Origin of the sequence: Streptomyces sp. NBC_00873 (assembly GCF_045207415.1) — a bacterium.
Taxonomy (GTDB): domain Bacteria; phylum Actinomycetota; class Actinomycetes; order Streptomycetales; family Streptomycetaceae; genus Streptomyces.
The window spans coordinates 2,739,781-2,764,927 of sequence record NZ_CP108803.1 but is presented as its reverse complement, the minus strand read 5'-3'; the positions used below and the strand labels follow the sequence as shown (position 1 = coordinate 2,764,927).

Below are 25,147 nucleotides of genomic sequence, written 5' to 3'. Positions count from 1 at the left end.
CGCGTCCACTGTGTTAGTTCTGAAATAACGAACGGCCGTGTTGTTGCCCGGTGTTGGTTAATTTCATAGTGTTTCGGTGGTCATTGCGTTAGGGAAACGCCCGGTTACATTCCGAACCCGGAAGCTAAGCCTTTCAGCGCCGATGGTACTGCAGGGGGGACCCTGTGGGAGAGTAGGACGCCGCCGAACAATTATTCCGGGAAAGCCCCGCACCTCTGGTGCGGGGCTTTTCTGCGTTCCCGGGGCCGGCTGTCGTCGCGTCCCTGCAGTGCCTGCTGCTTTGCGTGGCTGGTCTTTCGGACGTCCTCGCGCGTGGTTATGCATTTCCCCGAATTCGGGGTATGCTTTATCTCGTTGCCGCAGGGCAGTAGGCCCCAATAGCTCAGTCGGTAGAGCGTCTCCATGGTAAGGAGAAGGTCTACGGTTCGATTCCGTATTGGGGCTCAGCCAAAGCGAAAGGCCCCCACCATTGGTGGGGGCCTTTCGCTTTACCCATGGAGCGAGTCGAGGCGAGCCAGTTCGTCTGCTGAAAGGCGCAGCGCGGCCGCGGCCACGTTCTCCACGAGGTGGTCCGGATTGCCGGTCCCAGGGATGGCCAGTACGTGCGGGCCCTGTTGCAGGGTCCAGGCCAGGCGGATCTGTGCGACCGTCGCGCTGTGCGCGCGGGCGATGGTGCGCAACACCTCGTCGCCGCCCCAGCCGGCGGCACTGGCCCCCTGCTCGCGGCCTTCGCCTGCGATGGCGAAGAAGGGCACGAACGCGATGCCCTGCTCTCCGCAGAGCCGCAGGATGGCGTCGGCATCCGTGGACCTGGACTGGAGGCCGTAGCGGTTCTGTACGCAGACCACCGGGGCCACGGACCGTGCCTCGACGAGGTGTTCGCTGTTGATGTTGGAGATGCCGAGGTGGCGGATGAGGCCGGCCTCGCGGAGCTCGGCCAAGGCACTGAAGTGCTCGGAGACCGAATCCTGGCCCATGAGACGGAGATTGACCACATCGAGGTGGTCGCGGCCCAGTTGGCGCAGATTCTCCTCCACCTGGCCGCGCAGCTCCTCCGGCCGGGCGTGGGGCTGCCATGCGCCCGACGGGTCCCGGACCGGGCCGACCTTGGTGGTGATGACCAAGTCCTTGGGATACGGCGCAAGTGCCCGGTTGATCAGCTCGTTGGCCGAGCGCAGCGACGAGAAATAGAACGCTGCGGTGTCGATGTGGTTCACACCGAGCTCGATCGCGCGCCGGAGCACTCCGATCGACTGCTCACGGTTGCTCGGCGTACCGAGGTCGAAGGCGGCGCTTCCGGTCAGGCGCATTGCGCCGAAACCGAGACGGTTGACGGTCAGGTCGCCGAGCTGCCACGTGCCCGCGGTATCCGCGGTGATCGTCTCTGAAGCCATGATCCGGAGTCTGTCAGAGGCGACTCACCGATGAAGCGCAGTCAGACGGCGGGCGGTTCAGGGACACGCATGGCCAGGATGGCCATGTCGTCGGAGGCGGGGTCGGCGGCGAAGCGCTCCACCGCCCGCAGGACACGGCCCGCCACCGCCCCGGCCGTCAGGCCCGTACATCCTGTGAGCACATCGGCCAGACCGTCGTCTCCGAGCATGCGAGTGCCTTCGCGGCGTTCCGTGACGCCGTCCGTCACGCACAGCAGGACGTCGCCCGGGGCGAGGGTGACGGTCTGTTCGTACAGTTCGAGGTCCTCGATGACGCCCAGCAGCGGCTGCGGTTCGGCCGCGGCCTCGACCGTGCCGTCCTGGCGCAGGCGCAGGGGAAGGGGATGCCCGGCGCACACCACCTTCAGCAGGGCGCTGCCGTCCTCCTGGGGCCACAGCTCCCCGTAGAGCAGGGTGAGGAAACGACTGCGGGAGCCCTCGTCGAGGATCGCCGCGTTGAGGCGCTCCAGGACGGCAGGACCGCCGAAGCCCTCGCGGGCGAGCAGGCGCAGGGCGTGGCGCGCCAGCCCTGTGACGGCCGCGGCCTCCGGGCCCGTACCGCAGACGTCGCCGATGGCGAAACCGTAGGCGCCGTCGCGGATCGGAAAGACGTCGTAGAAGTCGCCACCGACCTCGTTGCCCTCGCCCGCCGCCCGGTAGATGACCTCGATCTCGACATTGGGGACGTCGGGCAGGCCCGGGGGCAGCAGGCTGCGCTGGAGGGACTGGCTGATCGCCATGCGCTCCGAGTAGAGGCGGGCGTTGTCGAGGGCGAGCGCGGCGCGGCGGGACAGGTCCTCGGCGAGTTCGAGGATCTCTTGACGGAAGTGGTCGTCGGACGGCTTGCCGAGCGTGAGCATGCCGATGACGCGGTTGCGGGCGACGAGAGGGAGGACCACTGTCTCGCCTCCCACCGCAGCCGCGGTGGCCAGGGTCGTACGGATGCCGGAGCCGAGACCGTCTGGCTGGTCGCGGCCGAGACTGCGCATGGAGGCGCGCAGGGCGGCCTCGTGGGCTGCCTCGGAGGGGGCGGCCCAGACACGGGCGCCAGGGGTCGGCACGGGGTCCGGCGGGGAGATCTTGGAGAGCAGGGCCTTGAGGCCGTCGATGAGTTCCTCGTCCTCGTGGAGGACGTACGAGAGGTACGGCTCCGAGGACTGGTCGGCGATTGTGTAGACGGCGCACCAAGTGGCCAGGGTGGGGACCGTCATCTGGGCCATCAGGGCAAGGGTCTGGTCCCGGTCGAGGGTACCGGCGAGGAGGTCGGACGCCTCGACGAGGAAGGACAGCGAACCGCGGCGGAGCCGTTCCAGTTCGCCGAGGCGGGCCGATTCGACGGCGAGCGCGATACGGTCCGCGGCGAACTGGAGGCGCAGGGCCTCCTCGTTGGTGTACCGGCCGGGCGATTCCGTCGCGACGCCCAGCGACCCCGTGAGGCGTCCTTCGACCTTCAGCGGGACGGTCACGACGGAGCGCATACCGGTGTCGCTGAGCAGCGGCACGGCGCCGGGGACGACCGTGAGGTCTTCGTGCACGGCCGGCATCCGGGCGGAGCCGTACCGACCCGTGCCTGCTTCCACGGGGACGCGGGCGAAGCGCTGACGGGCGGACGGGAGGCCGGTCGTGGCCCGGACCTCCAGCTCGGTCTCGTCGTCGGTGGCCAGCAGCAGGAAGGCCGAATCCGCGTCGAGCATGTCGCGGGCCCGTTCGACGGTGCGCTGGAGCAGCCCGTCGAGGTCGTCGGGGGCGGGGGAGCCGATGAACACCTCGAAGGGGTCCGTCGTGCGGCTCTCGGAGCCCGCGTCGGTGACCGGGGCGCGCACCGGTGTCTGGAGCACGGCACGTTCGTGGTCGCGGACCAGAAGACAGACCGTGGACGGTTCGCCCTGGGTGTCGCGGACTCTGAGGTGGGAGGCGTACACGGGAATGGTGCGGCCGTCGGCGCCCCGGATGCCGTAACTGCCTTCCCAGCGGGAGAGCTGGAGCGCGTCGGCGATTCCGGTGCTGGTGCCGGGGGTGTGCGGCCAGGCGGTGAAGTCGGTGAGCTGTTTGCCGGTGACCTGTTCCGCGGTGTGGCCGAAGAGGAACGCGGCGTCATCGTTCCACCCGGTGATGGAACCGGAGTGGTCGATCTGTACGACGGCGACCCGGACGCGCTCGTCCGCGACCGGGAGGAGGTCGATGGGGAGCAGCGGGCCCGCGGAACGGATGCCCACCGGGCGCTCGGGAAGATCGAGCTGGAACCAGACCTGTTTGTGCGCCGGGGTGTACTCGACGCCCCACCGGGAAGCGAGTGCCGCGCAGAGCAGCAGACCGCGGCCGCCCTCACGATCGGGGCTGCCGAAGTCGAGTCCGGTGCTCTGGAGCGGGATCTCCCGCTCCGGGTAGTGGTCGGAGACCTCGACCCGGACGCCGTCCTCCGTGCGCAGGCACAGCACGTCGGCGGCGGTGCCTGCATGCACCACGGCATTGGTCACGAGCTCGCTGGTGAGCACGACCGCGTCGTCGACGATGTCGGTGTACCCCCACCCCTGCAGGGTGTCACGGACAAAGGCGCGGGCGGTCGCGACGGAGCGCCCGACCGGGTCGAAGGTGGCAGCCGCGCGAGCGGTGATCACAGCACTCCCCATATGGTGTCTCGTCGCTTCCCCGAGTCCTGTGCCCGTTTCTCGCCGCTTCGATTCGCCTGCCAGGCTAGACGCTAGCTCTCGGTGTCGGGTACACGAGGGCCGACTTCGGCCAAGCGCGACCAGGAAACGGTGTCCGGTCGGACAAGTGTGGTCTTCCCAACGGAGGGATGCGGGACAACCGTTGGAGGTTCCACCTCGATCAGTTCCAGCCTGGTAGCTTTCAACGATTTGACGTCCGCATGGTCACCCGTCGACGGTGGACTGTGGCGGTGAGCCAATGTGGAACTGGGCAAGATCCCAGGCAAGGCCCGAGCGATTCGGTCAACCCCTGCGGGAGGGACACGGTGGAGTCTGGCGTGGCGGCGCGGGGATCAGGAACGCGCACAAAAGGCGGACAGTCCGTGAAGAAACAGCGCAATGGAACCATCGAAGTGGACGCCGCGGCGCTCAACAGACTGCTGGCCGGCCTGGTGGCGATGCGCGACGGGAATTTCCGCAGGCGTCTGACCGTCTCGGGCGAGGGGCCGATGGCGGAGATCTCGGCGGTCTTCAACGAGGTTGCCGACCGCAATCTCCACCTCACCGGCGAGCTGGCCCGGGTACGTCGCGTGGTGGGGCGTGAGGGGAAGCTCACCGAGCGCCTTGAGACCGGGGCCTGCGAGGGCTCCTGGGCCGCGGCCATCGATGCCTCGAACGAGCTGGTCGACGACCTGGCGCGGCCGGTCTCGGAGGTCGGGCGGGTGCTGTCGGCGGTGGCCGACGGTGATCTGGAACAGCGGATGGAACTCCGGTCGCACACGGCCGACGAGACCGTGCGACCGCTGCGCGGCGAGTTCTTGAAGGTGGCCCGTACGGTCAACAACCTGGTCGACCAGCTGTCGGCATTCACCGAGCAGGTGACGCGGGTCGCGGTCGAGGTGGGTACCGAGGGCAAGCTGGGCGGACAGGCCCAGGTGCGCGGAATGTCCGGTTCCTGGAAGGACCTCACGGACTCCGTCAACACCATGGCGTACCGGCTGACCGCACAGGTGCGGGACATCGCCCTGGTGACGACGGCGGTGGCCAAGGGCGATCTGTCGCGGAAGGTCACCGTCCACGTGGCCGGCGAGATGCTGCAGCTGAAGAACACCGTCAACACGATGGTCGACCAGCTGTCGTCGTTCTCCTCCGAGGTGACCCGGGTCGCCCGTGAGGTGGGCACGGAGGGTGAGCTCGGTGGGCAGGCGACGGTGCCTGGTGTGGCCGGCGTGTGGAAGGACCTCACCGACTCCGTCAACACGATGGCCGGGAACCTCACCTCGCAGGTGCGCGGGATCGCGGAGGTGACGACGGCGGTCGCCAGTGGCGACCTGTCGCAGAAGGTCACCGTGAGCGCCCGCGGCGAGGTGGCGCAGCTCGCCGAGACGATCAACCAGATGACCGAGACGCTGCGGACCTTCGCGGACGAAGTGACGCGGGTGGCCAGCGAGGTCGGTGGCGAGGGGCTGCTCGGCGGTCAGGCGCAGGTGCCGGGTGCGGCGGGCACCTGGAAGGACCTCACCGACTCGGTGAACACGGTCTTCCGGAACCTGACGACACAGGTGCGGGACATCGCGCAGGTGACCACGGCGGTGGCCAGCGGGGACATGACGCAGAAGGTCACCGTGGATGTGGCCGGCGAGATGCTGGAGCTGAAGAACACCGTCAACACGATGGTGGACCAGCTCCAGTCCTTCGGTTCGGAAGTGACCCGGGTCGCCCGGGAGGTCGGTGTCGAGGGCCGGCTGGGCGGTCAGGCCGAGGTGCCGGGTGCGGCGGGTACGTGGAAGGACCTCACGGACTCGGTGAACACGGCGTTCCGGAACCTGACGGGTCAGGTGCGGGACATCGCGCAGGTGACGACCGCGGTCGCGAACGGTGATCTGTCGCAGAAGGTCACCGTGGATGTGGCCGGCGAGATGCTGGAGCTGAAGAACACCGTCAACACGATGGTGGCGCAGCTGTCGTCCTTCGCCGACCAGGTGACCCGGATGGCGCGGGACGTGGGCACGGAAGGCCGCCTGGGCGGTCAGGCGCGGGTCGACGGCGTCTCCGGTACCTGGAAGGAGCTCACCGACTCCGTCAACTTCATGGCCGGGAACCTGACTTCCCAGGTGCGTCAGATCGCCCAGGTGACCACGGCGGTCGCCCGGGGCGATCTGTCGCAGAAGATCGACGTGGACGCCCGCGGCGAGATCCTCGAACTGAAGAACACCATCAACACGATGGTGGACCAGCTCTCCGCCTTCGCCGACCAGGTGACCAGGGTGGCACGCGAGGTGGGCACCGACGGTCGGCTCGGCGGCCAGGCGCAGGTCCCCGGCGTGGCCGGGGTGTGGCGCGATCTGACCGACTCGGTGAACGGCATGGCGGGGAACCTCACCGCTCAGGTCCGTAACATCGCGCAGGTCGCCACCGCGGTGGCGCGCGGTGACCTGTCGCAGAAGATCGACGTGGACGCCCGCGGCGAGATCCTGGAGCTGAAGAACACCCTCAACACGATGGTGGACCAGCTCTCGAACTTCGCCGAGCAGGTGACGCGGGTCGCCCGTGAGGTGGGTACGGAAGGCATCCTGGGCGGCCAGGCCGAGGTGCAGGGTGTGTCCGGTACGTGGAAGGACCTCACCCAGTCCGTCAACGGCATGGCGAACAACTTGACCTTGCAGGTCCGCAACATCGCCGAGGTCACCACCGCGGTCGCCAAGGGCGATCTCTCCAAGAAGATCACCGTCGACGCCAAGGGCGAGATCCTCGAACTGGTGACGACCGTCAACACGATGGTCGACCAGCTGCTCAACTTCGCCGACGAGGTGACGCGAGTCGCCCGTGAGGTGGGTACCGAGGGCATCCTGGGCGGTCAGGCACGGGTGCGCGGCGCGACCGGCATCTGGAAGGACCTCAGCGACAACGTCAACCTGATGGCCAACAACCTGACCAGCCAGGTGCGGAACATCTCCCGGGTCTCGTCCGCGGTCGCCAACGGCGATCTGACCAAGAAGGTCACCGTCGAGGCGCGTGGCGAGGTCGCCGAGCTCGCCGACACCGTCAACACGATGGTGACGACGCTGTCCTCGTTCGCCGACGAGGTGACGCGAGTCGCCCGCGAGGTGGGTACCGAGGGCGAGCTCGGCGGTCAGGCGCGGGTGCCGGGAGTCTCCGGTACGTGGAAGGACCTCACCGAGTCGGTGAACTCGATGGCGTCCAACCTGACCGGTCAGGTGCGCCAGATCGCCACGGTCACCACCGCCATCGCCAAGGGCGATCTCACCAAGAAGATCGACATCGACGCGCGCGGTGAGATCCAGGAGCTGAAGAACACCATCAACACGATGGTCGACCAGCTGTCGTCCTTCGCCGAGCAGGTGACCCGGGTGGCCCGTGAGGTGGGCACCGAGGGTCAGCTGGGCGGTCAGGCGCGGGTCCGGGACGTCGACGGAACCTGGCGCGATCTCACCGAGTCCGTGAACGAGATGGCCGGGAACCTGACCCGTCAGGTGCGGGCCATCGCGGCCGTCGCCACCGCGGTGACCCGCGGCGATCTCAACCTCAAGATCGATGTGGACGCGGCCGGTGAGATCCAGGCCCTGCAGGACAACATCAACACGATGATCGCCAACCTGCGCGACACCACTGCCACCAACAAGGAGCAGGACTGGCTCAAGGGCAACCTCGCCCGGATCTCCGGTCTGATGCAGGGACGCCGTGATCTCGACGACGTCGCCTCGCTGATCATGAGCGAGCTGACCCCGGTCGTCTCGGCACAGCACGGGGCGTTCTTCCTGGCCGTGCCCACCGGTGACACCGACGCGGTGGTGGCGGACGCGGACCAGGAGGGTGCGTACGTACTCCGCATGCGGGGCAGCTACGGCTACTCCGCAGGCTCGATGCCCACGTCCTTCCGGCCCGGCGAAACGCTCATCGGTACGGCGGCGGAGGAGAAGCGGACGATCCAGGTGGACAACGTGCCGCAGGGCTATCTGAAGATCTCATCGGGCCTCGGCGAGGCGCCGCCGGCGCATGTGATCGTGCTGCCGGTGCTCTTCGAGGGGCAGGTCCTCGGTGTGATCGAGCTGGCCTCGTTCCAGCCGTTCACCCACATCCAGCGGGACTTCCTCAACCAGCTCGCCGAGATGATCGCGACCAGCGTCAACACGATCAGCGTCAACACCAAGACGGAGAAGCTCCTGGAGCAGTCGCAGGAGCTGACCGAGCAGCTGCGCGACCGCTCGGAGGAGCTGGAGAACCGGCAGAAGGCGCTCCAGGCGTCCAACGCCGAACTGGAGGAGAAGGCCGAACTGCTGGCCCAGCAGAACCGCGACATCGAGGTGAAGAACACCGAGATCGAGGAGGCGCGGCAGGTCCTGGAGGAGCGGGCCGAGCAGCTCGCGGTCTCGATGCGCTACAAGTCCGAGTTCCTGGCGAACATGTCGCACGAGCTGCGCACACCGCTCAACTCACTGCTCATCCTGGCCAAGCTGCTCGCGGACAACGCCGAGGGGAATCTCTCCCCGAAGCAGGTGGAGTTCGCCGAGACGATCCACGGCGCAGGTTCCGACCTGCTGCAGCTGATCAACGACATCCTCGATCTGTCGAAGGTCGAGGCGGGCAAGATGGACGTCAGCCCGACCCGGATCGCACTGGTCCAGCTGGTCGACTACGTGGAGGCGACCTTCCGGCCGCTCACCGCCGAGAAGGGGCTCGACTTCTCCGTACGGGTGTCGCCGGAGCTTCCCGCCACGCTGCACACGGACGAGCAGCGGCTCCTCCAGGTACTGCGGAACCTCCTTTCCAACGCGGTGAAGTTCACCGACAGTGGCGCCGTGGAGCTGGTGATCCGGCCTGCCGGCGCGGATGTGCCGAACGCCATCCGCGAGCAGCTCCTGGAAGCCGGTTCGCTGCGCGACGCCGACGCCGATCTGATCGCGTTCTCGGTCACCGACACCGGGATCGGGATCGCGTCCAGCAAGATGCTGGTGATCTTCGAGGCGTTCAAGCAGGCGGACGGTACGACCAGTCGCAAGTACGGCGGCACGGGGCTCGGGCTGTCCATCAGCAGGGAGATCGCCCGGCTTCTCGGTGGCGAGATTCATGCGTCGAGCGAGCCGGGCCGCGGCTCGACCTTCACGCTGTATCTGCCGTTGCACCTCAGCGAGCTGCCGCCGCAGGGCTATCCGCAGATCGGCCCCGGTTCCATCGAGGCGCACGGTGCCGCGGCCGGGAACGGTCTGGTCCCGGAGACGGGCTCAGGGACGGCGCTGCACCACGTGGCCGGTTCCGCGGGCCTTTTCCGGCGGCGTCGCAAGGCGCTCGGCGGGGCGGAGCGGCGGACCGCGCTGCCGTCCAGGCCCGCCGGGCACACCGAGCCGGCTGCACCGGCTCAGGAGTCGTTGACCCGGTCCGGCCAGGAGGAGCCCGAGGTCCGCAGGGTCTTCCGGTTCAGCGGCGAGAAGGTCCTCATCGTCGACGACGACATCCGTAACGTCTTCGCGCTCACCAGCGTGCTGGAGCAGCACGGGCTCTCGGTGCTGTACGCGGAGAACGGGCGCGAGGGCATCGAAGTCCTGGAACAGCACGACGATGTGACGGTCGTGCTGATGGACATCATGATGCCGGAGATGGACGGCTACGCGACGACGACGGCGATCCGCAGGATGCCGCAGTTCGCCGGGCTGCCCATCATCGCGCTGACCGCGAAGGCGATGAAGGGTGACCGGGAGAAGGCGATCGACTCCGGTGCTTCCGACTATGTCACCAAGCCTGCCGATGCCGATCATCTGCTTTCCGTCATGGAGCAGTGGATGCGCGGAGAGTGATCGCCTCTGGAGCAAATCGCGATAAGTGGCCGATCGACTGTGCTCGAAGGGGTGTGAGAACGCGGTGGACGGGGAACCTTCTGGTCTCCCACCGCGTTTCCGGTACGTGCACAGTGACATCGCGGTGACAGGGTGTGGTGACGGGCGGGGTGCGGCTACCATGACCGGCACAAGGACGGACGGCGTAAGGGAGTCGTCCCCTGGGGCGGCGCCCGGTGCAATTCCGGGGCGAGGAGGACGGGCCATGGTGCAGAAGGCCAAGATCCTCCTGGTCGATGACCGGCCGGAGAATCTGCTGGCGCTGGAGGCCATCCTCTCTGCGCTCGATCAGACGCTGGTACGGGCATCGTCAGGGGAGGAAGCGCTCAAAGCGCTGCTCACGGACGATTTCGCGGTCATTCTGCTGGACGTCCAGATGCCTGGCATGGACGGTTTCGAGACCGCCGCGCACATCAAGCGGCGGGAGCGGACCCGGGACATCCCGATCATCTTCCTCACCGCGATCAACCACGGTCCGCATCACACCTTCCGGGGTTACGCGGCCGGCGCGGTGGACTACATCTCGAAGCCGTTCGATCCCTGGGTGCTGCGCGCCAAGGTCTCGGTCTTCGTCGAGCTGTACATGAAGAACTGCCAGTTGCGTGAGCAGGCGGCGCTGTTGCGGCTGCAGTTGGAGGGCGGCGGCCACCCCGGCGCCGACCAGGAGAAGGAGCCTGCCGGTCTGCTGGCCGAGCTCTCGGCGCGCCTCGCGGCCGTCGAGGAGCAGGCGGAGGCGCTCTCCAAGCAGCTCGACGAGGAGTCGGCGGACGCCGCCGCGGTGGCCACCGCGGCCCATCTGGAGCGGAAACTGACCGGACTGCGGCGCGCGCTCGATGCGCTGGAGCCCGGCACCGGAAGCGGCACGGCCGCGATTCCCTCGTAACGCTGTCACTCGCCGAACTCCCCGGCCCGGGAACCGGGTTCGGGGACGGATGCTCGTTCCTCCCCTGGTGAGGGCGCGTCAGTTTCCGGTCTCTGTAGGGCGACACGGTCGGGTGAACCAAGAGGGGCACGTGTTCACGGCGGCCAACACCGGTAACCTCGGCCCCATGGCCTCACGTACGTCCGGCAAGGGTTCCCAGGGCACGGCGGGCACCGCGAAGCGTCCCGGCCGTACCGGGGGCCCGGCGAAGAAAGCCGCGCCCGCGAAGAAGACCACACCCGCGAAGAAGGCTCCGGCCAAGAAGGCGGTGGCGAAGAAGGCGGCGGCGCCCAGGCCCGCACCGTCTCCCACCGGGGGTGTGTACCGGCTGGTGCGCGCCGTCTGGCTCGGTGCGGCCCACGCCGTCGGCGCGATGTTCCGCGGCATAGGCCGCGGTGCCAAGGGACTCGATCCCGCACACCGCAAGGACGGCGTCGCGCTGCTGCTGCTCGGTCTCGCGCTGGTCGTGGCCGCGGGCACCTGGTCGAATCTGCGGGGTCCCGTCGGCGACCTCGTCGAGATGCTCGTCACCGGCGCCTTCGGGCGGCTTGATCTGCTCGTACCCGTACTGCTCGGCGCCATCGCCGTACGGCTGATCCTCTATCCCGAGAAGCCCGAGGCCAACGGCCGTATCGTCATCGGACTCTCCGCCCTGGTCATCGGCGTGCTCGGACAGGTCCACATCGCGTGCGGATCGCCCGGCCGCGGGGACGGCACCGACGCGATGCAGGACGCCGGCGGACTCATCGGCTGGGCCGCCTCCAAGCCGCTGGTCTTCACCATGGGCGAGGTCCTCGCCGTACCACTGCTCCTGCTGCTCACTGTCTTCGGTCTGCTCGTCGTCACCGCGACCCCGGTGAACGCGATCCCGCAGCGGCTGCGGCTGCTCGGCTCCAGGCTGGGGATCGTCGACCCGGTGTACGACCCCGAGGCGGAGGACGAGAGCGACGACGAGCGGTACGACGAGCAGTGGCGCGAGGCGCTTCCCGCCCGCTCGCGGCGCGCCTCCGTACGCCGCTCCGAGGCGCCCGAGGAGTACGCCCCCGAGCAGGCGGAGGCCGAGGCACTCTCCAAGCGCCGCAGGCCGCGCAGGCCGTCGGTGCAGCCCGCGATGAACCGCACCATGGACGCGGTGGATGTAGCCGCGGCCGCGGCCGCGGCGCTCGACGGCGCGGTGCTCAACGGCATGCCGCCCTCGGCGATCGTCGCCGACCTGACCCAGGGCGTCTCCGTCGAGCGTGACCGCGAGCGCTCGGGCACTCCGGTGCCGGGTGCCCGCGAGGCGGAGCCGGGCACCGGGGCGGGGAAGGTCGCGGCGACCTCCGGCGGTGTACCCGATCTGACGAAGCCCGCCCCCGATCCGTCGCAGTCCCAGCCCCTGCCGGCCCGCGCCGAGCAGCTGCAGCTCTCCGGCGACATCACGTACGCGCTGCCCTCGCTCGATCTGCTGGAACGCGGCGGTCCGGGCAAGACCCGGAGTGCTGCCAACGACGCGATCGTCGCCTCACTGACCAACGTCTTCACCGAGTTCAAGGTCGACGCCGCCGTCACCGGCTTCACCCGAGGACCGACGGTGACGCGGTACGAGGTGGAGCTCGGACCGGCCGTGAAGGTCGAGCGGATCACCGCGCTGGCCAAGAACATCGCGTACGCCGTCGCCAGCCCCGACGTCCGGATCATCTCGCCGATCCCGGGGAAGTCCGCCGTCGGCATCGAGATCCCCAACACCGACCGGGAGATGGTCAACCTCGGCGATGTGCTGCGCCTCGCGGACGCGGCCGAGGACGACCACCCGATGCTGGTCGCGCTCGGCAAGGACGTCGAGGGCGGCTACGTGATGGCCAACCTCGCGAAGATGCCGCACGTGCTGGTGGCCGGTGCGACCGGTTCCGGCAAGTCGTCCTGCATCAACTGCCTGATCACCTCGGTCATGGTGCGGGCGACCCCGGACGACGTGCGGATGGTGCTGGTCGACCCCAAGCGCGTCGAACTGACCGCTTACGAGGGCATCCCGCACCTGATCACGCCGATCATCACCAACCCGAAGCGCGCCGCCGAGGCCCTGCAATGGGTCGTACGGGAGATGGACCTCCGGTACGACGACCTCGCCGCGTTCGGTTACCGGCACATCGACGACTTCAACCAGGCCGTGCGCAACGGCAAGGTCAAGCCGCCGGAAGGCAGCGAGCGCGAGCTCTCGCCGTACCCGTATCTCCTGGTGATCGTCGACGAGCTCGCCGACCTGATGATGGTTGCTCCACGCGACGTCGAGGACGCCATCGTCCGCATCACCCAGCTGGCGCGCGCCGCCGGTATCCACCTGGTGCTCGCGACCCAGCGGCCCTCGGTCGACGTCGTCACCGGTCTGATCAAGGCGAACGTGCCCTCCCGGCTTGCCTTCGCGACCTCGTCGCTCGCCGACAGCCGCGTGATCCTGGATCAACCTGGCGCCGAGAAGCTCATCGGAAAGGGTGACGGACTGTTCCTGCCGATGGGTGCCAACAAGCCCACCCGCATGCAGGGTGCCTTCGTCACCGAGGGCGAGGTCGCGGCCATCGTCCAGCACTGCAAGGATCAGATGGCGCCGGTCTTCCGCGAGGACGTGGTGGTCGGCTCCGCCAAGAAGAAGGAGATCGACGAGGACATCGGCGACGACCTCGATCTGCTCTGCCAGGCAGCCGAACTGGTCGTCTCCACCCAGTTCGGGTCCACCTCGATGCTCCAGCGCAAGCTGCGGGTCGGCTTCGCCAAGGCAGGCCGGCTGATGGACCTGATGGAGTCGCGCAACATCGTCGGACCGAGCGAGGGGTCGAAGGCGCGCGACGTCATGGTGAAACCGGACGAGCTGGACGGGGTGCTGGCCCAGATCCGCGGGGAAACCGAGTCGTAAGGGTGGGAAGAGCAACCGTTTCGTCGGGTCGTACGTCAATTTGACTGGAGGGACAGCAGAATGTACTTCCACGGGGCGGTCCGGTGAATAGGACAGTGTTCGAATCTGATGGCGTACAAAGTCCTCTCTCCCGGTTGCCCCACCCTTTCGTACCACCCCTAGACTGAACACCCAGCAGGTGGCTCACGCTCGAAAGGCGCCCCCGTGTCCATCGGCAACTCCCCCGAAGACGACCGGCCTTCGATCGGTCGAGTGCTCCAGCAGGCTCGAATCGCCGCAGGTCTCACGGTCGAAGAGGTCAGCTCGTCCACCCGGGTGCGCATCCCCATCGTGCACGCGATCGAAGAGGACGACTTCACCCGCTGTGGCGGCGATGTGTACGCCCGCGGCCATATCCGTACGTTGGCGCGTGCTGTAGGCATCGATCCGGAACCGCTGGTTTCGCAGTACGACGGCGAGCACGGTGGCCGACCCGCGCCCACACCGGCGGCGCCGCTGTTCGAAGCCGAGCGGATCCGTTCCGATCCCCGTCGGCCCAACTGGACCGCGGCCATGGTCGCGGCGATCGTCGTCGTCATCGGCTTCGTCGGCTTCACCTTCTTCAAGGGTGGCGACGACAGCGGTACGACCACCCAGGTCGCGGAGGGCTCGACGCCCAACACGACCAGTCCCAAGCCCAAGCCCACCAAGTCCGCCGACCCCAAGCCCGTACCCTCCGACAGCGCCATCGCCGCGGCCCCGCGGGACAAGGTGACGGTCAAGCTCAGCGCCACTGCGGGCAACAGCTGGATCTCCGCCAAGGACCACAACGGGCGGATGCTCTTCGACGGTCTGCTGCAGAAGGGCCAGTCCAAGACCTTCCAGGACAAGGAGCGCGTCGACCTCGTCCTTGGAGACGCCGGTTCGATCGAGCTCTTCGTCAACGGGAAGAAGGTTGAGGACAAGTTCCAGCCGGGTCAGGTCGAACGGCTCACGTACACGAAGGGCGACCCCGAGGTCGGCTGACCGGCAGCACGTTGTGACACGAGCGCCCGGCCGCCCAGCCGGGCGCTCGACCCGTTGTTACTCGCTGTCACAGGGGAACCCTGCTCGGCGGGGCCAGTGCCAGGACAAAGTAGTCTTGAGCCCATGCCCGAACGCCGTACCGTCGCCCTTGTCACTCTTGGCTGCGCCCGTAACGAGGTGGACTCGGAGGAGCTCGCAGGCCGCTTGGCAGCGGACGGCTGGGAGCTCGTCGAGGATGCCTCCGACGCGGATGTCGCCGTCGTCAACACCTGTGGGTTCGTCGAGGCCGCCAAGAAGGACTCCGTCGACGCACTCCTCGAAGCCAACGATCTGAAGGACCACGGCCGGACCCAGGCCGTGGTCGCCGTCGGCTGCATGGCCGAGCGCTACGGCAAGGACCTTGCCGAAGCCCTGCCGGAAGCCGACGGAGTCCTCGGATTCGATGACTACGCCGACATCTCCGACCGCCTCCAGACCATCCTCAACGGGGGCATCCACGCCTCCCACACCCCGCGTGACCGGCGCAAGCTGCTGCCGATCAGCCCGGCCGAGCGGCAGGACGCCGCCGTCGCGCTGCCCGGACACGCGCAGGAAGCCGCCCCGGCCCCCGCGGACCTCCCGGACGGGGTTGCTCCGGTCTCCGGGCCGCGCGCCCCGCTGCGCCGCCGGCTGGGCACCAGCCCGGTCGCCTCCGTGAAGCTCGCCTCCGGCTGCGACCGCCGCTGCTCGTTCTGCGCCATCCCGTCCTTCCGCGGTTCCTTCATCTCGCGGCGCCCCTCGGACGTGCTGCAGGAGACCCGCTGGCTGGCCGGGCAGGGCGTCAAGGAGGTCATGCTGGTCTCCGAGAACAACACCTCGTACGGCAAGGACCTCGGCGATATCCGGCTGCTGGAGACGCTGCTGCCGGAGCTCGCCGATGTCGACGGGATCGAGCGGATCCGGGTCAGCTACCTGCAGCCCGCCGAGATGCGGCCCGGTCTGATCGACGTACTGACCTCGACGCCGAAGGTCGCTCCGTACTTCGACCTCTCCTTCCAGCACTCCGCCCCCGGTGTGCTGCGGGCGATGCGCCGCTTCGGCGACACCGACCGCTTCCTGGAGCTCCTGGAGACCATCCGGAACAAGGCGCCGCAGGCCGGTGCGCGGTCGAACTTCATCGTGGGCTTCCCCGGGGAGACCGAGGCGGACCTCGCCGAGCTGGAACGCTTCCTCACGGGCGCGCGGCTCGACGCGATCGGCGTCTTCGGTTACTCCGACGAGGAGGGCACCGAGGCGGTCGGTTACGACAACAAGCTGGACGCCGACGTCATCGCGGAACGGCTCGCGCACATCTCACAGCTGGCCGAGGAGCTGACCTCGCAGCGCGCCGAGGAGCGGCTCGGGGAGTCCCTGCAAGTGCTGGTCGAGTCCGTCGACCCCACCGAGGACGAGCCGCGCGCGGTGGGTCGTGCCGCGCACCAGGCACCCGAAACGGACGGCCAGGTGCTTTTCACCGCACGCGAGGGTCTCGTGCCGGGCCGTATGGTCGAGGCAAAGGTGGTGGGCACCGAAGGGGTGGACCTGGTGGCCGAGTGTTCCGAGCTTGCGGAGGCAGCCAGATGACGGGAGTCCCGGCATCCGCGGCAGGCGGTTCCGGCGCGAAGCCGGTCCGCGGCGGCAAGCTGGGCGCTGCGGCCGTCAACCAGGCCAGCCTGTGGAACATCGCCAATATCCTCACCATGGCGCGGCTGCTGCTGGTGCCGGGTTTCGTCGTGCTGCTGCTTCACAACGGCGGCTACGACCCCGCCTGGCGGTCCTTCGCCTGGGCGACGTTCGCCATCGCCATGATCACCGACCTTTTCGACGGTCATCTGGCGCGTACGTACAACCTGGTCACCGACTTCGGGAAGATCGCCGACCCGATCGCCGACAAGGCGATCATGGGTGCCGCGCTGATCTGCCTGTCGTACCTCGGTGATCTGCCGTGGTGGGTCACCGGCGTGATCCTCTTCCGCGAGATCGGCATCACGCTGATGCGGTTCTGGGTGATCCGGCATGCGGTGATCCCGGCCAGTCGCGGCGGGAAGATGAAGACGCTGGCACAGGGGACGGCCGTCGGGATGTACGTCCTGGCGCTGACCGGCCCGCTTGCCACACTGCGCTTCTGGGTGATGGCGGTGGCCGTCGTGCTCACGGTCGTCACCGGACTCGACTACGTGCGTCAGGCCGTCGTGCTGCGACGCCAGGGTCTGGCGGCCGAACGGGCCGCAGCGGCGGCTGCCGAGGCGTCCGAGGTCCGTGGCCCGGCGGAGGCCGAGCGGTGACTGCCGCGGCCCGGGTGCTGCAGCAGCTTGTACGGCGTGGGGAGACCCTCGCCGTCGCCGAGTCGCTGACCGGCGGCCTGCTTGCGGCGGAGCTCACTTCCGTACCCGGTGCCTCGCGCTCCTTCCGCGGGTCCGTGACGGCCTACGCGACGCCCCTGAAGCGGGATGTGCTGGCTGTGGACGGGGCCCTGCTGGCAGCGCGCGGGGCCGTGGATCCCGAGGTCGCCCGGCAGATGGCGATCGGTGTCCGACGGATTCTCGGTGCAGACTGGGGAGTGGCGACCACCGGCGTCGCGGGACCCGATGAACAGGACGGAAGGCCGGTCGGAACGGTCTACGTCGCCGTGGCAGGGCCGGACGGCGCGGAGAAAGTGGCCGCGCTGCGGTTGAACGGTGACCGGGCGGACATCCGTAGAGAGAGCGTACGGAGCGTGCTCGAACTGCTCTCCGGAGAACTCGACGACAATGTGAGCGCACAGGATACGGAACAGAACGGGGGGAATTGATGTTTGCAGCCCTGAGTGAACACGACATCGCTCCCCGCACGGCCGCAGCGCGAGGCGGTACGGTGGGGCGTGAAGGATGCGGCTACGCGGTCCGAGGAGGGAGCCACCGATGATTCTGCTCCGTCGCCTGCTTGGTGACGTGCTGCGTCGGCAGCGCCAGCGCCAAGGCCGTACTCTGCGCGAAGTCTCCTCGTCCGCCCGAGTCTCGCTCGGCTATCTCTCCGAGGTGGAGCGGGGGCAGAAGGAGGCATCCTCCGAGCTGCTCTCCGCCATTTGCGACGCGCTTGACGTACGGATGTCCGAGCTCATGCGTGAAGTGAGCGATGAGCTGTCGCTGGCTGAGCTGGCCGAGTCGGCAGCAGCCAGCGATCCGGTGCCAGTGCCGGTACGCCCGATGCTCAATTCCGTCTCCGTGACGTCGGTGGCAGGTGTGCCGACGGGAAGGGTGACGATCAAGGCACCCGCGGAAGCGGTGGATGTCGTCGCCGCCTGACCCGCGCGGTCCGGTGTGAACCAGAGCCCCGGCCGGCCCCTTCGCGGGGGTGGCCGGGGCTCTGGTGTGTGCGGACGCCGCCATCAGGGACTCGCTCGCCGTTTCGGATGCGTGCGCCGGTCAACGAAGCTTGCGTCCTCAGGTCGCCCTGCGTCCGAAGCACCGCTTCAGCTCATCCACTGCGGAGAAGTAGCTGCCCTTCGACGGCCGCACCGGAGGTTCTGGATGCGGCTCCGGTGGTCCCGGGCGAGACTGCAGAGAGGAACACCAGGGTCACCGAGATCGCGCAGTGCCTGAGCGGTATCGGTTCCGAAGTGCTGTTCCACGCGCAGCTTGGGCCGTGAACCTGCGGCAACACACCTGGACGAGCCAGACGGAGAGCGCGTAACGGTGTCCGCCTCGGACATGCGCGCCGGTACTGCGCCGGTACTGCGCCGGTACGCCCTCCCGCTGGGCGATCGGGCCGGACTAGGTTCGGCCGGAGGAGGCAGCCATGGTACGGAGATGGGTGCCCGCGCTCGTTCTCGGCGGGGTGTGGTGGTGGGCCGTGCTCCGGCTGGTCCTTCAGCCGGAACATGCCGGGCTGGTCGAGGGCGCGGTGACGGCGGGCGGATGGGGGCTCAGCCTCCTGCCCGTCCATGTGGCCGCGAGCGTCCGGCCCACGGGAACGATCAGGGCCCGTGCGGAGACGATCGGTGCCGCCGCGGGCGCGTGGTGCGTGACCGGGGTGCGCGGTGTCGAGACGGCCTGGCGTACTACCAGGGCATGGCGACGCCGCCGTTCGGACGGAGAATCTGACCGGTCATGAAGGCCGAAGCGTCGGATGCGAGATGCAGGACCGTGTGGGCGACGTCCTCGGGCTCACCCACCCGGCCGAGCGCGGATATCCGTACCATCGCGCCCTCGGCCCGGTGCTGCTGCTCTGCGTCGTGTCGGGCGGTCATCGGCGTACGGATCCAACCGGGGGCGACGGCGTTGACGCGGATGCCCTGAGGGCCCAGCTCGGTCGCCAGGGTCCTGGTCAGCTGGACGACTGCCGCCTTGGCCGCGCTGTAGCAGAGCAGGCCCGGACTTGAGGCGTCGACCGCGCCCGAGGCCATGGTGATCATCGAGCCGGGTGCGCCGCGCGCGATCATGCTGCGGGCGACCTCCTGGCAGGCATACAGAACCCCCTTGAAATTGACGGCCATGACCCGGTCCAGGTCCTCGTCAGTCGTCTCCAGAACGCTGCTCGTATGCATGATTCCGGCGACGGCGGCCAGGATGCCGACCTCACCCGCTGTGGCGACCGCGCTCCTGAGCTGACTGCGGTCGGTGACATCAAGGGGATGGGTGGGGCTTCGCCACCAGCCGCAGTGATCATTTCCCGGGTCTCCAGCAGACCCTTCTCGTCGAGGTCCGCGCAGTGGACGGTGGCTCCCGCCTGCGCGAGCAGGACGGCGCAGGCTCGGCCGATGCCGCCGGCCGCTCCGGTGATGAACGCGGACCTGCCGGTGAGGTCGTACGCGGTGAGAGGCATGTCCGGACCGTACGACTGGATCTGACGATGCGTCAACTATGGTGTGGGGCCTGATTGGCAGCGGGGGCACCAGTAGGCGGGGCGGGTGACCTGCTCCGCCGCGCGGATGGGGGTGCCGCAGCGCAGACAGGGGCGGTGTGTCCTGCCGTAGACCCAGAGGCGCTCACGGGGGCCGTAGCCGTTGGGCTGTGCTCGGGTGGTCGTGCGGACCGTGCGGTTGCGGTTGGCTTCGAGGAGTTGCTTGGCCGTGGCTACCAGACGGGCGGCGGTGGAGGTGGGCAGCTCTCCGACGGGGAGCCAGGGGGTGGCGCGCGCGAGGAAGCAGAGCTCGGCCTTGTAGATGTTGCCGATACCGGCCAGGTTGCGCTGGTCGAGGAGGGCTTCGCCGAGGGGGCGGGCGGGGTCGGCCAGCAGGTTGCGCAGGGCGGTGTCGGGGTCCCAGCCGGGGCCCAGCAGATCGGGCCCGAGGTGGCCGACCGCCTTCTCCTCGTCGGCTGTGCGGAGGAGTTCGAGAACGGGGAGCCGGTAGCCGACCGCGGTGAGGTGGGCGGTGGAGAGGACCGCGCGGATCTGGTGGCCCGGGCCGCCGCGCCAGCGCTCGCGCGCAGCGTAGAGGCGCCAGGCGCCGTCCATCCCGAGATGGCTGTGCAGGGTGAGGCCGCCCTCGATCCGGGTGAGGAGATGCTTGCCGCGCGGGGTGACGCCGAGAACGGTCCGGCCCGTGAGGTCCGCGGTGGCGAAGCGGGGGACGCGCAGGTCGGAGTGGGTGAGGACCTGACCGGCCAGCGCGATGTGCAGACGCTGGGCGGTCTGCAGGACGGTATCTCCCTCGGGCATACCTCCATGATGCGTGGTGCGGGGTGGGCATGCGGGCGGGTACCGGTGGATGTGTGCGGCGGTGTGCGGGGTCACGCGCGCAGGCGGAGGCCTCTTGGAGTGGCGTGGAATCCGGCCGTCTCCAGCGTGCGACCCAGCGGCGAGGTCAGGGACGAGGCGCCGTTGGTGCGCTCCACCGTGACCGTGCCGAGCGCCCCGGCGCGCGCTGCGCCGGCCAGCGCCTCGGCCGCCGCCCGGAGCGCGGGGTCCTCCGGGTCGGTCGGCCAAGCGAGCAGCGTCTTGCCGCCGCGCTCCATGTACAGCGTCAGTTCGCCGTCGACCAGGACGACCAGGGCACCTGCCTTGCGCCCCGGTCTGTGTCCGGCGCCGTCCGGCGGTTCGGGCCAGGACAGGGCCGCGCCGTACGCATTGGCCGGATCGGCGGCCGCGAGAACCAGGGCGCGGGGCGCCGAGCCCGGTTCCGTACGGTCGCGGGCGGTGGAGACCGCACGGAGCCGGTCGACCGCGCCGTCCATCGCGAACTGGGCCGCCCCCAGACCCTCGACGACATAGCCGCGGCGGGCCTGCCCGTTGTCCTCGAAGGCGGCAAGGATCCGATACGTCGCGGCAAAGCCGCCCTCGACGCCTTCGGCCTGGACCGCGCCACGGGTCACCACACCGTGCCGGTCGAGGAGGGTGCGGGCCAAGGCGTGGGCGCGGTGTGTGGGATCGGGCTCGGTACCGGGCAGCAGGGACCAGCGGCCCGAGACGGTGGGCGGACCGGTGCGCGATGCAGGGCGGGCCGTGGCGGTGAGCGAGCCGTAACGGCCGCGCGGGATGCTGCGCCTGGCGCGGTGGGCCGTCGATCCCGCAGTGCGTCCGGAGCCGAGGAGTGAGCGCAGCGGGGCCAGCGTGTCGTTGGTCAGCCGGCCGGACCAGGTCAGGTCCCAGAGGGCATCGGCGAGTTGCGGATCGGCGCAGTCCGGGTGTGTGGTGGCGCGCACCTGATCGGCGATCTGCCGGAAGAACAGCCCGTATCCGCCGGTCAGTGCGGTGAGGACGGATTCGTGCAGCGCACTGAGTTCGAGAGGGTGCGGGGGTGGGAGGAGCAGGGGTGCGCTGTCGGCGAGATAGAGGGACAGCCAGCCGTCCTTGCCGGGAAGGGCACCCGCACCGGCCCAGATCACCTCGCCGGTGGTGGTGAGTTCGTCGAGCAGGGCGGGGGCGTATCCCGTGACGCGTCCCGGCAGGATCAGCTTCTCCAGCGCCGATGCGGGGACAGGAGCGCCCTGCAACTGCTCGATGGCGCGGGCCAGTCCGTCGATTCCTCGCAGGCTGTTGTTCCCGAGATGCTGCCACTGCGGAAGGAAGCCGGCGAGGGCTGCGGGCGGGACCGGCTCCAGCTCCTGGCGCAGGGCGGCGAGCGAGCGGCGGCGGAGCCGGCGCAGCACCGTGGCGTCACACCACTCCTGGCCGATGCCGGCGGGGTGGAACTCGCCCTGCACAATCCGGCCCGAGGCGGCGAGCCGCTGCAGCGCACCGTCCGTGACGGCGGTGCCGAGGCCGAAGCGGGCAGCCGCCTGGGTGGAGGTGAACGGGCCGTGCGTGCGGGCGTAGCGGGCAAGGAGATCGCCGAGCGGATCCTTCACCGGCTCGGTGAAAGCCTCAGGGACGCCGACGGGGAGGGCCGTGCCCAGCGCGTCCCGCAGCCGGCCGGCGTCCTCGATCGCCGCCCAGTGGTCGGCTCCGCCGATCCGGACCCGGATGGCCCGGCGGGCCGAGGCCAGCTCCGCGGCCCAGGGCTGCTCGGCGCCGCGCTCGGCCAACTCGGCCTCGGTGAGCGGGCCGAGGACGCGCAGCAGATCGGCGACTCCCTCGATGTCCTTGATCCGGCGGTCCTCGGTGAGCCACTGGAGCTCCTGCTGCAGCTCGCCCAGCACCTCGGCGTCGAGCAGCTCGCGCAGTTCCGCCTGGCCGAGAAGCTCGGCGAGGAGATGGGAGTCCAGGGAGAGCGCGGCCGCCCGCCGCTCGGCCAGCGGCGAGTCGCCCTCGTACAGGAACTGTGCGACGTAGCCGAAGAGGAGCGAGCGGGCGAAGGGCGAGGGCTCCTGGGTGGTCACCTCGACCAGGCGGACGCGGCGCGCTTCGAGGTCGCCCATCAGTTCCACGAGCCCGGGGACGTCGAAGACGTCCTGAAGGCATTCGCGGACCGCTTCGAGAACGATCGGGAAGGAGCCGAACCCGGCGGCCACCTGGAGGAGCTGGGCGGCACGCTGGCGCTGCTGCCAGAGCGGGGTGCGCTTGCCGGGGCTGCGACGGGGCAGCAGCAGGGCGCGCGCCGCGCACTCGCGGAAGCGGGAGGCGAACAGAGCCGATCCGCCGACCTGGTCGGTGACGATCTGGTTGATCTCGCCCTGGTCGAAGGCGACGTCCGCGGCGCCGACCGGAGGCTGTTCGCTGTCGTATGCCGCGGCCAACGGGGCAGCCGGTTCCCGGACCGGATCCTCGGACGGATCGAAGGACGGATCGAAATCCAGAAGGTCCAGGCCCATCATGTCGGCGTCGGGGAGCCGCAGCACGATGCCGTCGTCGGCATGCATCACCTGGGCATCCATGCCGTACCGCTCGGCGAGGCGCGCACTCAGAGCCAGCGCCCAAGGGGCGTGGACCTGCGCGCCGAAGGGGGAGTGCACGACGACCCGCCAGTCGCCCAGCTCGTCGCGGAAGCGCTCGACGAGGATGGTCCGGTCATCGGGGACATGGCCGCAGGCGGCGCGCTGCTCGTCGATGTACGACAGGACGTTGTCGGCGGCCCAGGTGTCGAGACCGGCGGCGAGCAGCCGCGACCTGGAGTCCTCGGGCGACAGTCCGCCGATCTCACGGAGGAACGCGCCCAGAGCGCGGCCGAGCTCCAGCGGGCGGCCCAGCTGGTCGCCCTTCCAGAACGGCAGCCGTCCCGGAACGCCAGGGGCGGGCAACACCAGGACCCGGTCGCGGGTGATGTCCTCGATCCGCCAGGACGTAGTGCCCAGGGTGAAGACATCGCCGACCCGGGACTCGTACACCATCTCCTCGTCCAGCTCGCCGACCCGGCCGCCGCCCTTCTTGGGGTCGGCCCCGGCGAGGAAGACCCCGAAGAGCCCGCGGTCGGGGATCGTGCCGCCGGAGGTGACGGCGAGCCGCTGGGCGCCGGGGCGGCCAGTGACCGTACCGGCGACACGGTCCCACACCACGCGCGGACGCAGCTCGGCGAAGGCATCGGACGGATAGCGGCCCGCCAGCATGTCCAGCACGGCCGTGAACGCCGACTCCGGGAGCGAGGCGAAGGGGGCCGCGCGGCGGGTCACGGCCAGCAGGTCGTCCACCTGCCAGGTGTCCAGGGCGACCATGGCGACCAGCTGCTGGGCCAGCACGTCCAGCGGGTTCGACGGGATCCGGAGCGCCTCGATCGAGCCGGTGCGCATCCGCTCGGTGACCACCGCCGACTGCACCAGATCCCCCCGGTACTTCGGGAACACCACTCCGGTGGAGACCGCGCCGACCTGGTGGCCGGCACGGCCGACCCGCTGCAGCCCGGAGGCGACCGACGGCGGCGACTCCACCTGGATCACCAGATCGACCGCACCCATGTCGATGCCCAGCTCCAGGCTGGAGGTGGCGACCACGGCGGGCAGCCGGCCCGCCTTGAGGTCCTCCTCGACCTGGGCGCGCTGCTCCTTGGAGACCGAACCGTGGTGGGCACGGGCGAGCAGCGCGGGGGCGCCCTTCGCCGCACCGGACTCGGCCATGATCTCGGCGGGGGAGTGGGCCTCCGGCATTGTCTCGCCGGTGACCCGCTCGTACGCGATCTCGTTGAGCCGGTTGCACAACCGCTCCGCGAGACGGCGGGAGTTGGCGAAGACGATGGTGGAGCGGTGCGCCTGGACGAGATCGGCGATCCGCTCCTCGACATGCGGCCAGATCGACGGCTTGTCCGCCTGGCCCCCCTGGTCCGGGTCCGTGGCGGGGGAACCGCCGAGCTCGCCCAGATCCTCCACCGGCACGACCACCGACAGATCGAACTGCTTCGTGGACGGCGGCTGGACGATCTCCACCTTGCGCTGCGGGGAGAGGAACCGCGCCACCTCGTCGACCGGACGGACCGTCGCCGACAGACCGATCCGCCGCGCGGGACGCGGCAGCAGCTCGTCGAGGCGCTCCAGCGATACAGCGAGATGGGCGCCCCGCTTCGTACCGGCGACGGCGTGCACCTCGTCCAGAATTATCGTTTCGATCCCCGACAGGGCCTCGCGCGCCGACGACGTCAGCATCAGGAACAGCGACTCGGGGGTGGTGATCAGGATGTCCGGCGGGCGGGTCGCCATGGAGCGGCGCTCGGCGGGCGGGGTGTCGCCCGACCGGATGCCGACCCGCACATCGGGCTCGGGCAGCCCGAGGCGCACCGATTCCTGGCGGATGCCGATCAGCGGCGAGCGGAGGTTGCGCTCCACATCGACCGCGAGGGCCTTGAGCGGCGACACGTACAGCACGCGGCAGCGCTTCTTCGCCTCGGCGGGCGGCGGAACGGCTGCCAGCCGGTCCAGCGCGGCGAGAAACGCGGCGAGCGTCTTGCCCGATCCGGTGGGCGCGACGACCAGCACGTCCGAGCCCTCGCCGATCGCCCGCCAGGCGCCCTCCTGCGCGGACGTCGGCGCGCTGAAGGCACCCGCGAACCAGCTGCGGGTGGCGGGGGAGAACGCATCGAGAGCAGAGCCGGCCAT

13 protein-coding genes, 1 tRNA gene, 1 rRNA gene and 1 pseudogene are annotated in these 25,147 nt (G+C 69.4%); 11 read left to right on the top strand and 5 right to left on the bottom strand.

Features of this window, described 5'->3' with window-relative positions; all coding sequences use genetic code 11:
• Positions 1–72 precede the first annotated feature (72 nt).
• Positions 73–189: ribosomal RNA gene (rrf, locus tag OH809_RS12365) — 5S ribosomal RNA — on the top strand.
• 182 nt (positions 190–371) lie between these two features.
• Positions 372–444, top strand: a tRNA-Thr gene (locus tag OH809_RS12360).
• Between the two features lie 44 nt (positions 445–488).
• Here OH809_RS12360 and OH809_RS12355 read toward each other — a convergent pair.
• Positions 489–1,394 carry an oxidoreductase gene (locus OH809_RS12355; RefSeq protein WP_406422339.1) on the bottom strand — a complete coding sequence of 302 codons (906 nt, stop codon included), beginning with the start codon at positions 1,392–1,394 and terminating at the stop codon, positions 489–491.
• Between the two features lie 41 nt (positions 1,395–1,435).
• Positions 1,436–4,051, bottom strand: coding sequence for a SpoIIE family protein phosphatase (locus OH809_RS12350; protein WP_406422340.1), 2,616 nt, complete (start codon positions 4,049–4,051; stop codon positions 1,436–1,438).
• 413 nt (positions 4,052–4,464) lie between these two features.
• On the opposite strand from OH809_RS12350, the gene OH809_RS12345 reads away from it, so the two are divergent.
• From OH809_RS12345 to OH809_RS12305, 9 genes are all read left to right on the top strand, one after another.
• A complete protein-coding gene (locus OH809_RS12345) occupies positions 4,465–9,894 on the top strand; it encodes a HAMP domain-containing protein (protein ID WP_406422341.1) in 5,430 nt (1,809 codons plus the stop codon).
• A gap of 244 nt (positions 9,895–10,138) precedes the next feature.
• Positions 10,139–10,816: a two-component system response regulator gene (locus OH809_RS12340; protein ID WP_406422342.1), complete on the top strand. Its 678-nt coding sequence runs from the start codon at positions 10,139–10,141 to the stop codon at positions 10,814–10,816.
• Positions 10,817–10,982: 166 nt separating this feature from the next.
• Positions 10,983–13,745: a DNA translocase FtsK gene (locus OH809_RS12335; RefSeq protein WP_406422343.1), complete on the top strand. Its 2,763-nt coding sequence runs from the start codon at positions 10,983–10,985 to the stop codon at positions 13,743–13,745.
• A 204-nt stretch (positions 13,746–13,949) separates the two neighbouring features.
• The gene (locus tag OH809_RS12330) at positions 13,950–14,750 is read left to right on the top strand and encodes a helix-turn-helix domain-containing protein (RefSeq protein ID WP_406422344.1); all 801 of its coding nucleotides are present in this window, start codon (positions 13,950–13,952) and stop codon (positions 14,748–14,750) included.
• A 123-nt stretch (positions 14,751–14,873) separates the two neighbouring features.
• Positions 14,874–16,352: a 30S ribosomal protein S12 methylthiotransferase RimO gene (rimO, locus tag OH809_RS12325; RefSeq protein WP_406422345.1), complete on the top strand. Its 1,479-nt coding sequence runs from the start codon at positions 14,874–14,876 to the stop codon at positions 16,350–16,352.
• Positions 16,349–17,053 carry a CDP-diacylglycerol--glycerol-3-phosphate 3-phosphatidyltransferase gene (gene pgsA / locus OH809_RS12320; RefSeq protein WP_406422346.1) on the top strand — a complete coding sequence of 235 codons (705 nt, stop codon included), beginning with the start codon at positions 16,349–16,351 and terminating at the stop codon, positions 17,051–17,053. Before rimO ends, pgsA begins: the two co-directional genes overlap by 4 nt.
• Positions 17,050–17,559, top strand: a complete 510-nt coding sequence (locus OH809_RS12315) for a CinA family protein (RefSeq protein ID WP_406422347.1) — start codon at positions 17,050–17,052, stop codon at positions 17,557–17,559. Before pgsA ends, OH809_RS12315 begins: the two co-directional genes overlap by 4 nt.
• Before the next feature lie 109 nt (positions 17,560–17,668).
• The gene (locus tag OH809_RS12310) at positions 17,669–18,052 is read left to right on the top strand and encodes a helix-turn-helix domain-containing protein (protein WP_018105285.1); all 384 of its coding nucleotides are present in this window, start codon (positions 17,669–17,671) and stop codon (positions 18,050–18,052) included.
• A 493-nt stretch (positions 18,053–18,545) separates the two neighbouring features.
• On the top strand, positions 18,546–18,860 hold the full coding sequence (locus OH809_RS12305) for a hypothetical protein (RefSeq protein ID WP_406422348.1): 315 nt from the start codon (positions 18,546–18,548) through the stop codon (positions 18,858–18,860).
• Here the strand turns inward: OH809_RS12305 and OH809_RS12300 are convergent.
• The 3 genes and pseudogenes from OH809_RS12300 to OH809_RS12290 all read right to left on the bottom strand — a co-directional run bounded on the left by OH809_RS12300 (position 18,808) and on the right by OH809_RS12290 (position 25,147).
• Positions 18,808–19,571: pseudogene (locus tag OH809_RS12300) on the bottom strand (SDR family NAD(P)-dependent oxidoreductase). The gene OH809_RS12305 and the pseudogene OH809_RS12300 overlap by 53 nt on opposite strands.
• A gap of 36 nt (positions 19,572–19,607) precedes the next feature.
• Positions 19,608–20,408 carry a DNA-formamidopyrimidine glycosylase family protein gene (locus OH809_RS12295; protein ID WP_406422349.1) on the bottom strand — a complete coding sequence of 267 codons (801 nt, stop codon included), beginning with the start codon at positions 20,406–20,408 and terminating at the stop codon, positions 19,608–19,610.
• 71 nt (positions 20,409–20,479) lie between these two features.
• Complete coding sequence (locus OH809_RS12290; protein WP_406515098.1) at positions 20,480–25,147, bottom strand: DEAD/DEAH box helicase; 4,668 nt, start codon at positions 25,145–25,147, stop codon at positions 20,480–20,482.

What these genes read in the sequence shown, in the direction of transcription:
- OH809_RS12335 (WP_406422343.1), top strand. Translation starts at nt 10,983, where the DNA reads ATGGCCTCACGTACGTCCGGCAAGGGTTCCCAGGGCACGGCGGGCACC.
- OH809_RS12310 (WP_018105285.1), top strand. Translation starts at nt 17,669, where the DNA reads ATGATTCTGCTCCGTCGCCTGCTTGGTGACGTGCTGCGTCGGCAGCGC.
- rimO (WP_406422345.1), top strand. Translation starts at nt 14,874, where the DNA reads ATGCCCGAACGCCGTACCGTCGCCCTTGTCACTCTTGGCTGCGCCCGT.
- OH809_RS12340 (WP_406422342.1), top strand. Translation starts at nt 10,139, where the DNA reads ATGGTGCAGAAGGCCAAGATCCTCCTGGTCGATGACCGGCCGGAGAAT.
- pgsA (WP_406422346.1), top strand. Translation starts at nt 16,349, where the DNA reads ATGACGGGAGTCCCGGCATCCGCGGCAGGCGGTTCCGGCGCGAAGCCG.
- OH809_RS12355 (WP_406422339.1), bottom strand. Translation starts at nt 1,394, where the DNA reads ATGGCTTCAGAGACGATCACCGCGGATACCGCGGGCACGTGGCAGCTC.
- OH809_RS12290 (WP_406515098.1), bottom strand. Translation starts at nt 25,147, where the DNA reads ATGGCCGGCTCTGCTCTCGATGCGTTCTCCCCCGCCACCCGCAGCTGG.
- OH809_RS12305 (WP_406422348.1), top strand. Translation starts at nt 18,546, where the DNA reads ATGGTACGGAGATGGGTGCCCGCGCTCGTTCTCGGCGGGGTGTGGTGG.
- OH809_RS12295 (WP_406422349.1), bottom strand. Translation starts at nt 20,408, where the DNA reads ATGCCCGAGGGAGATACCGTCCTGCAGACCGCCCAGCGTCTGCACATC.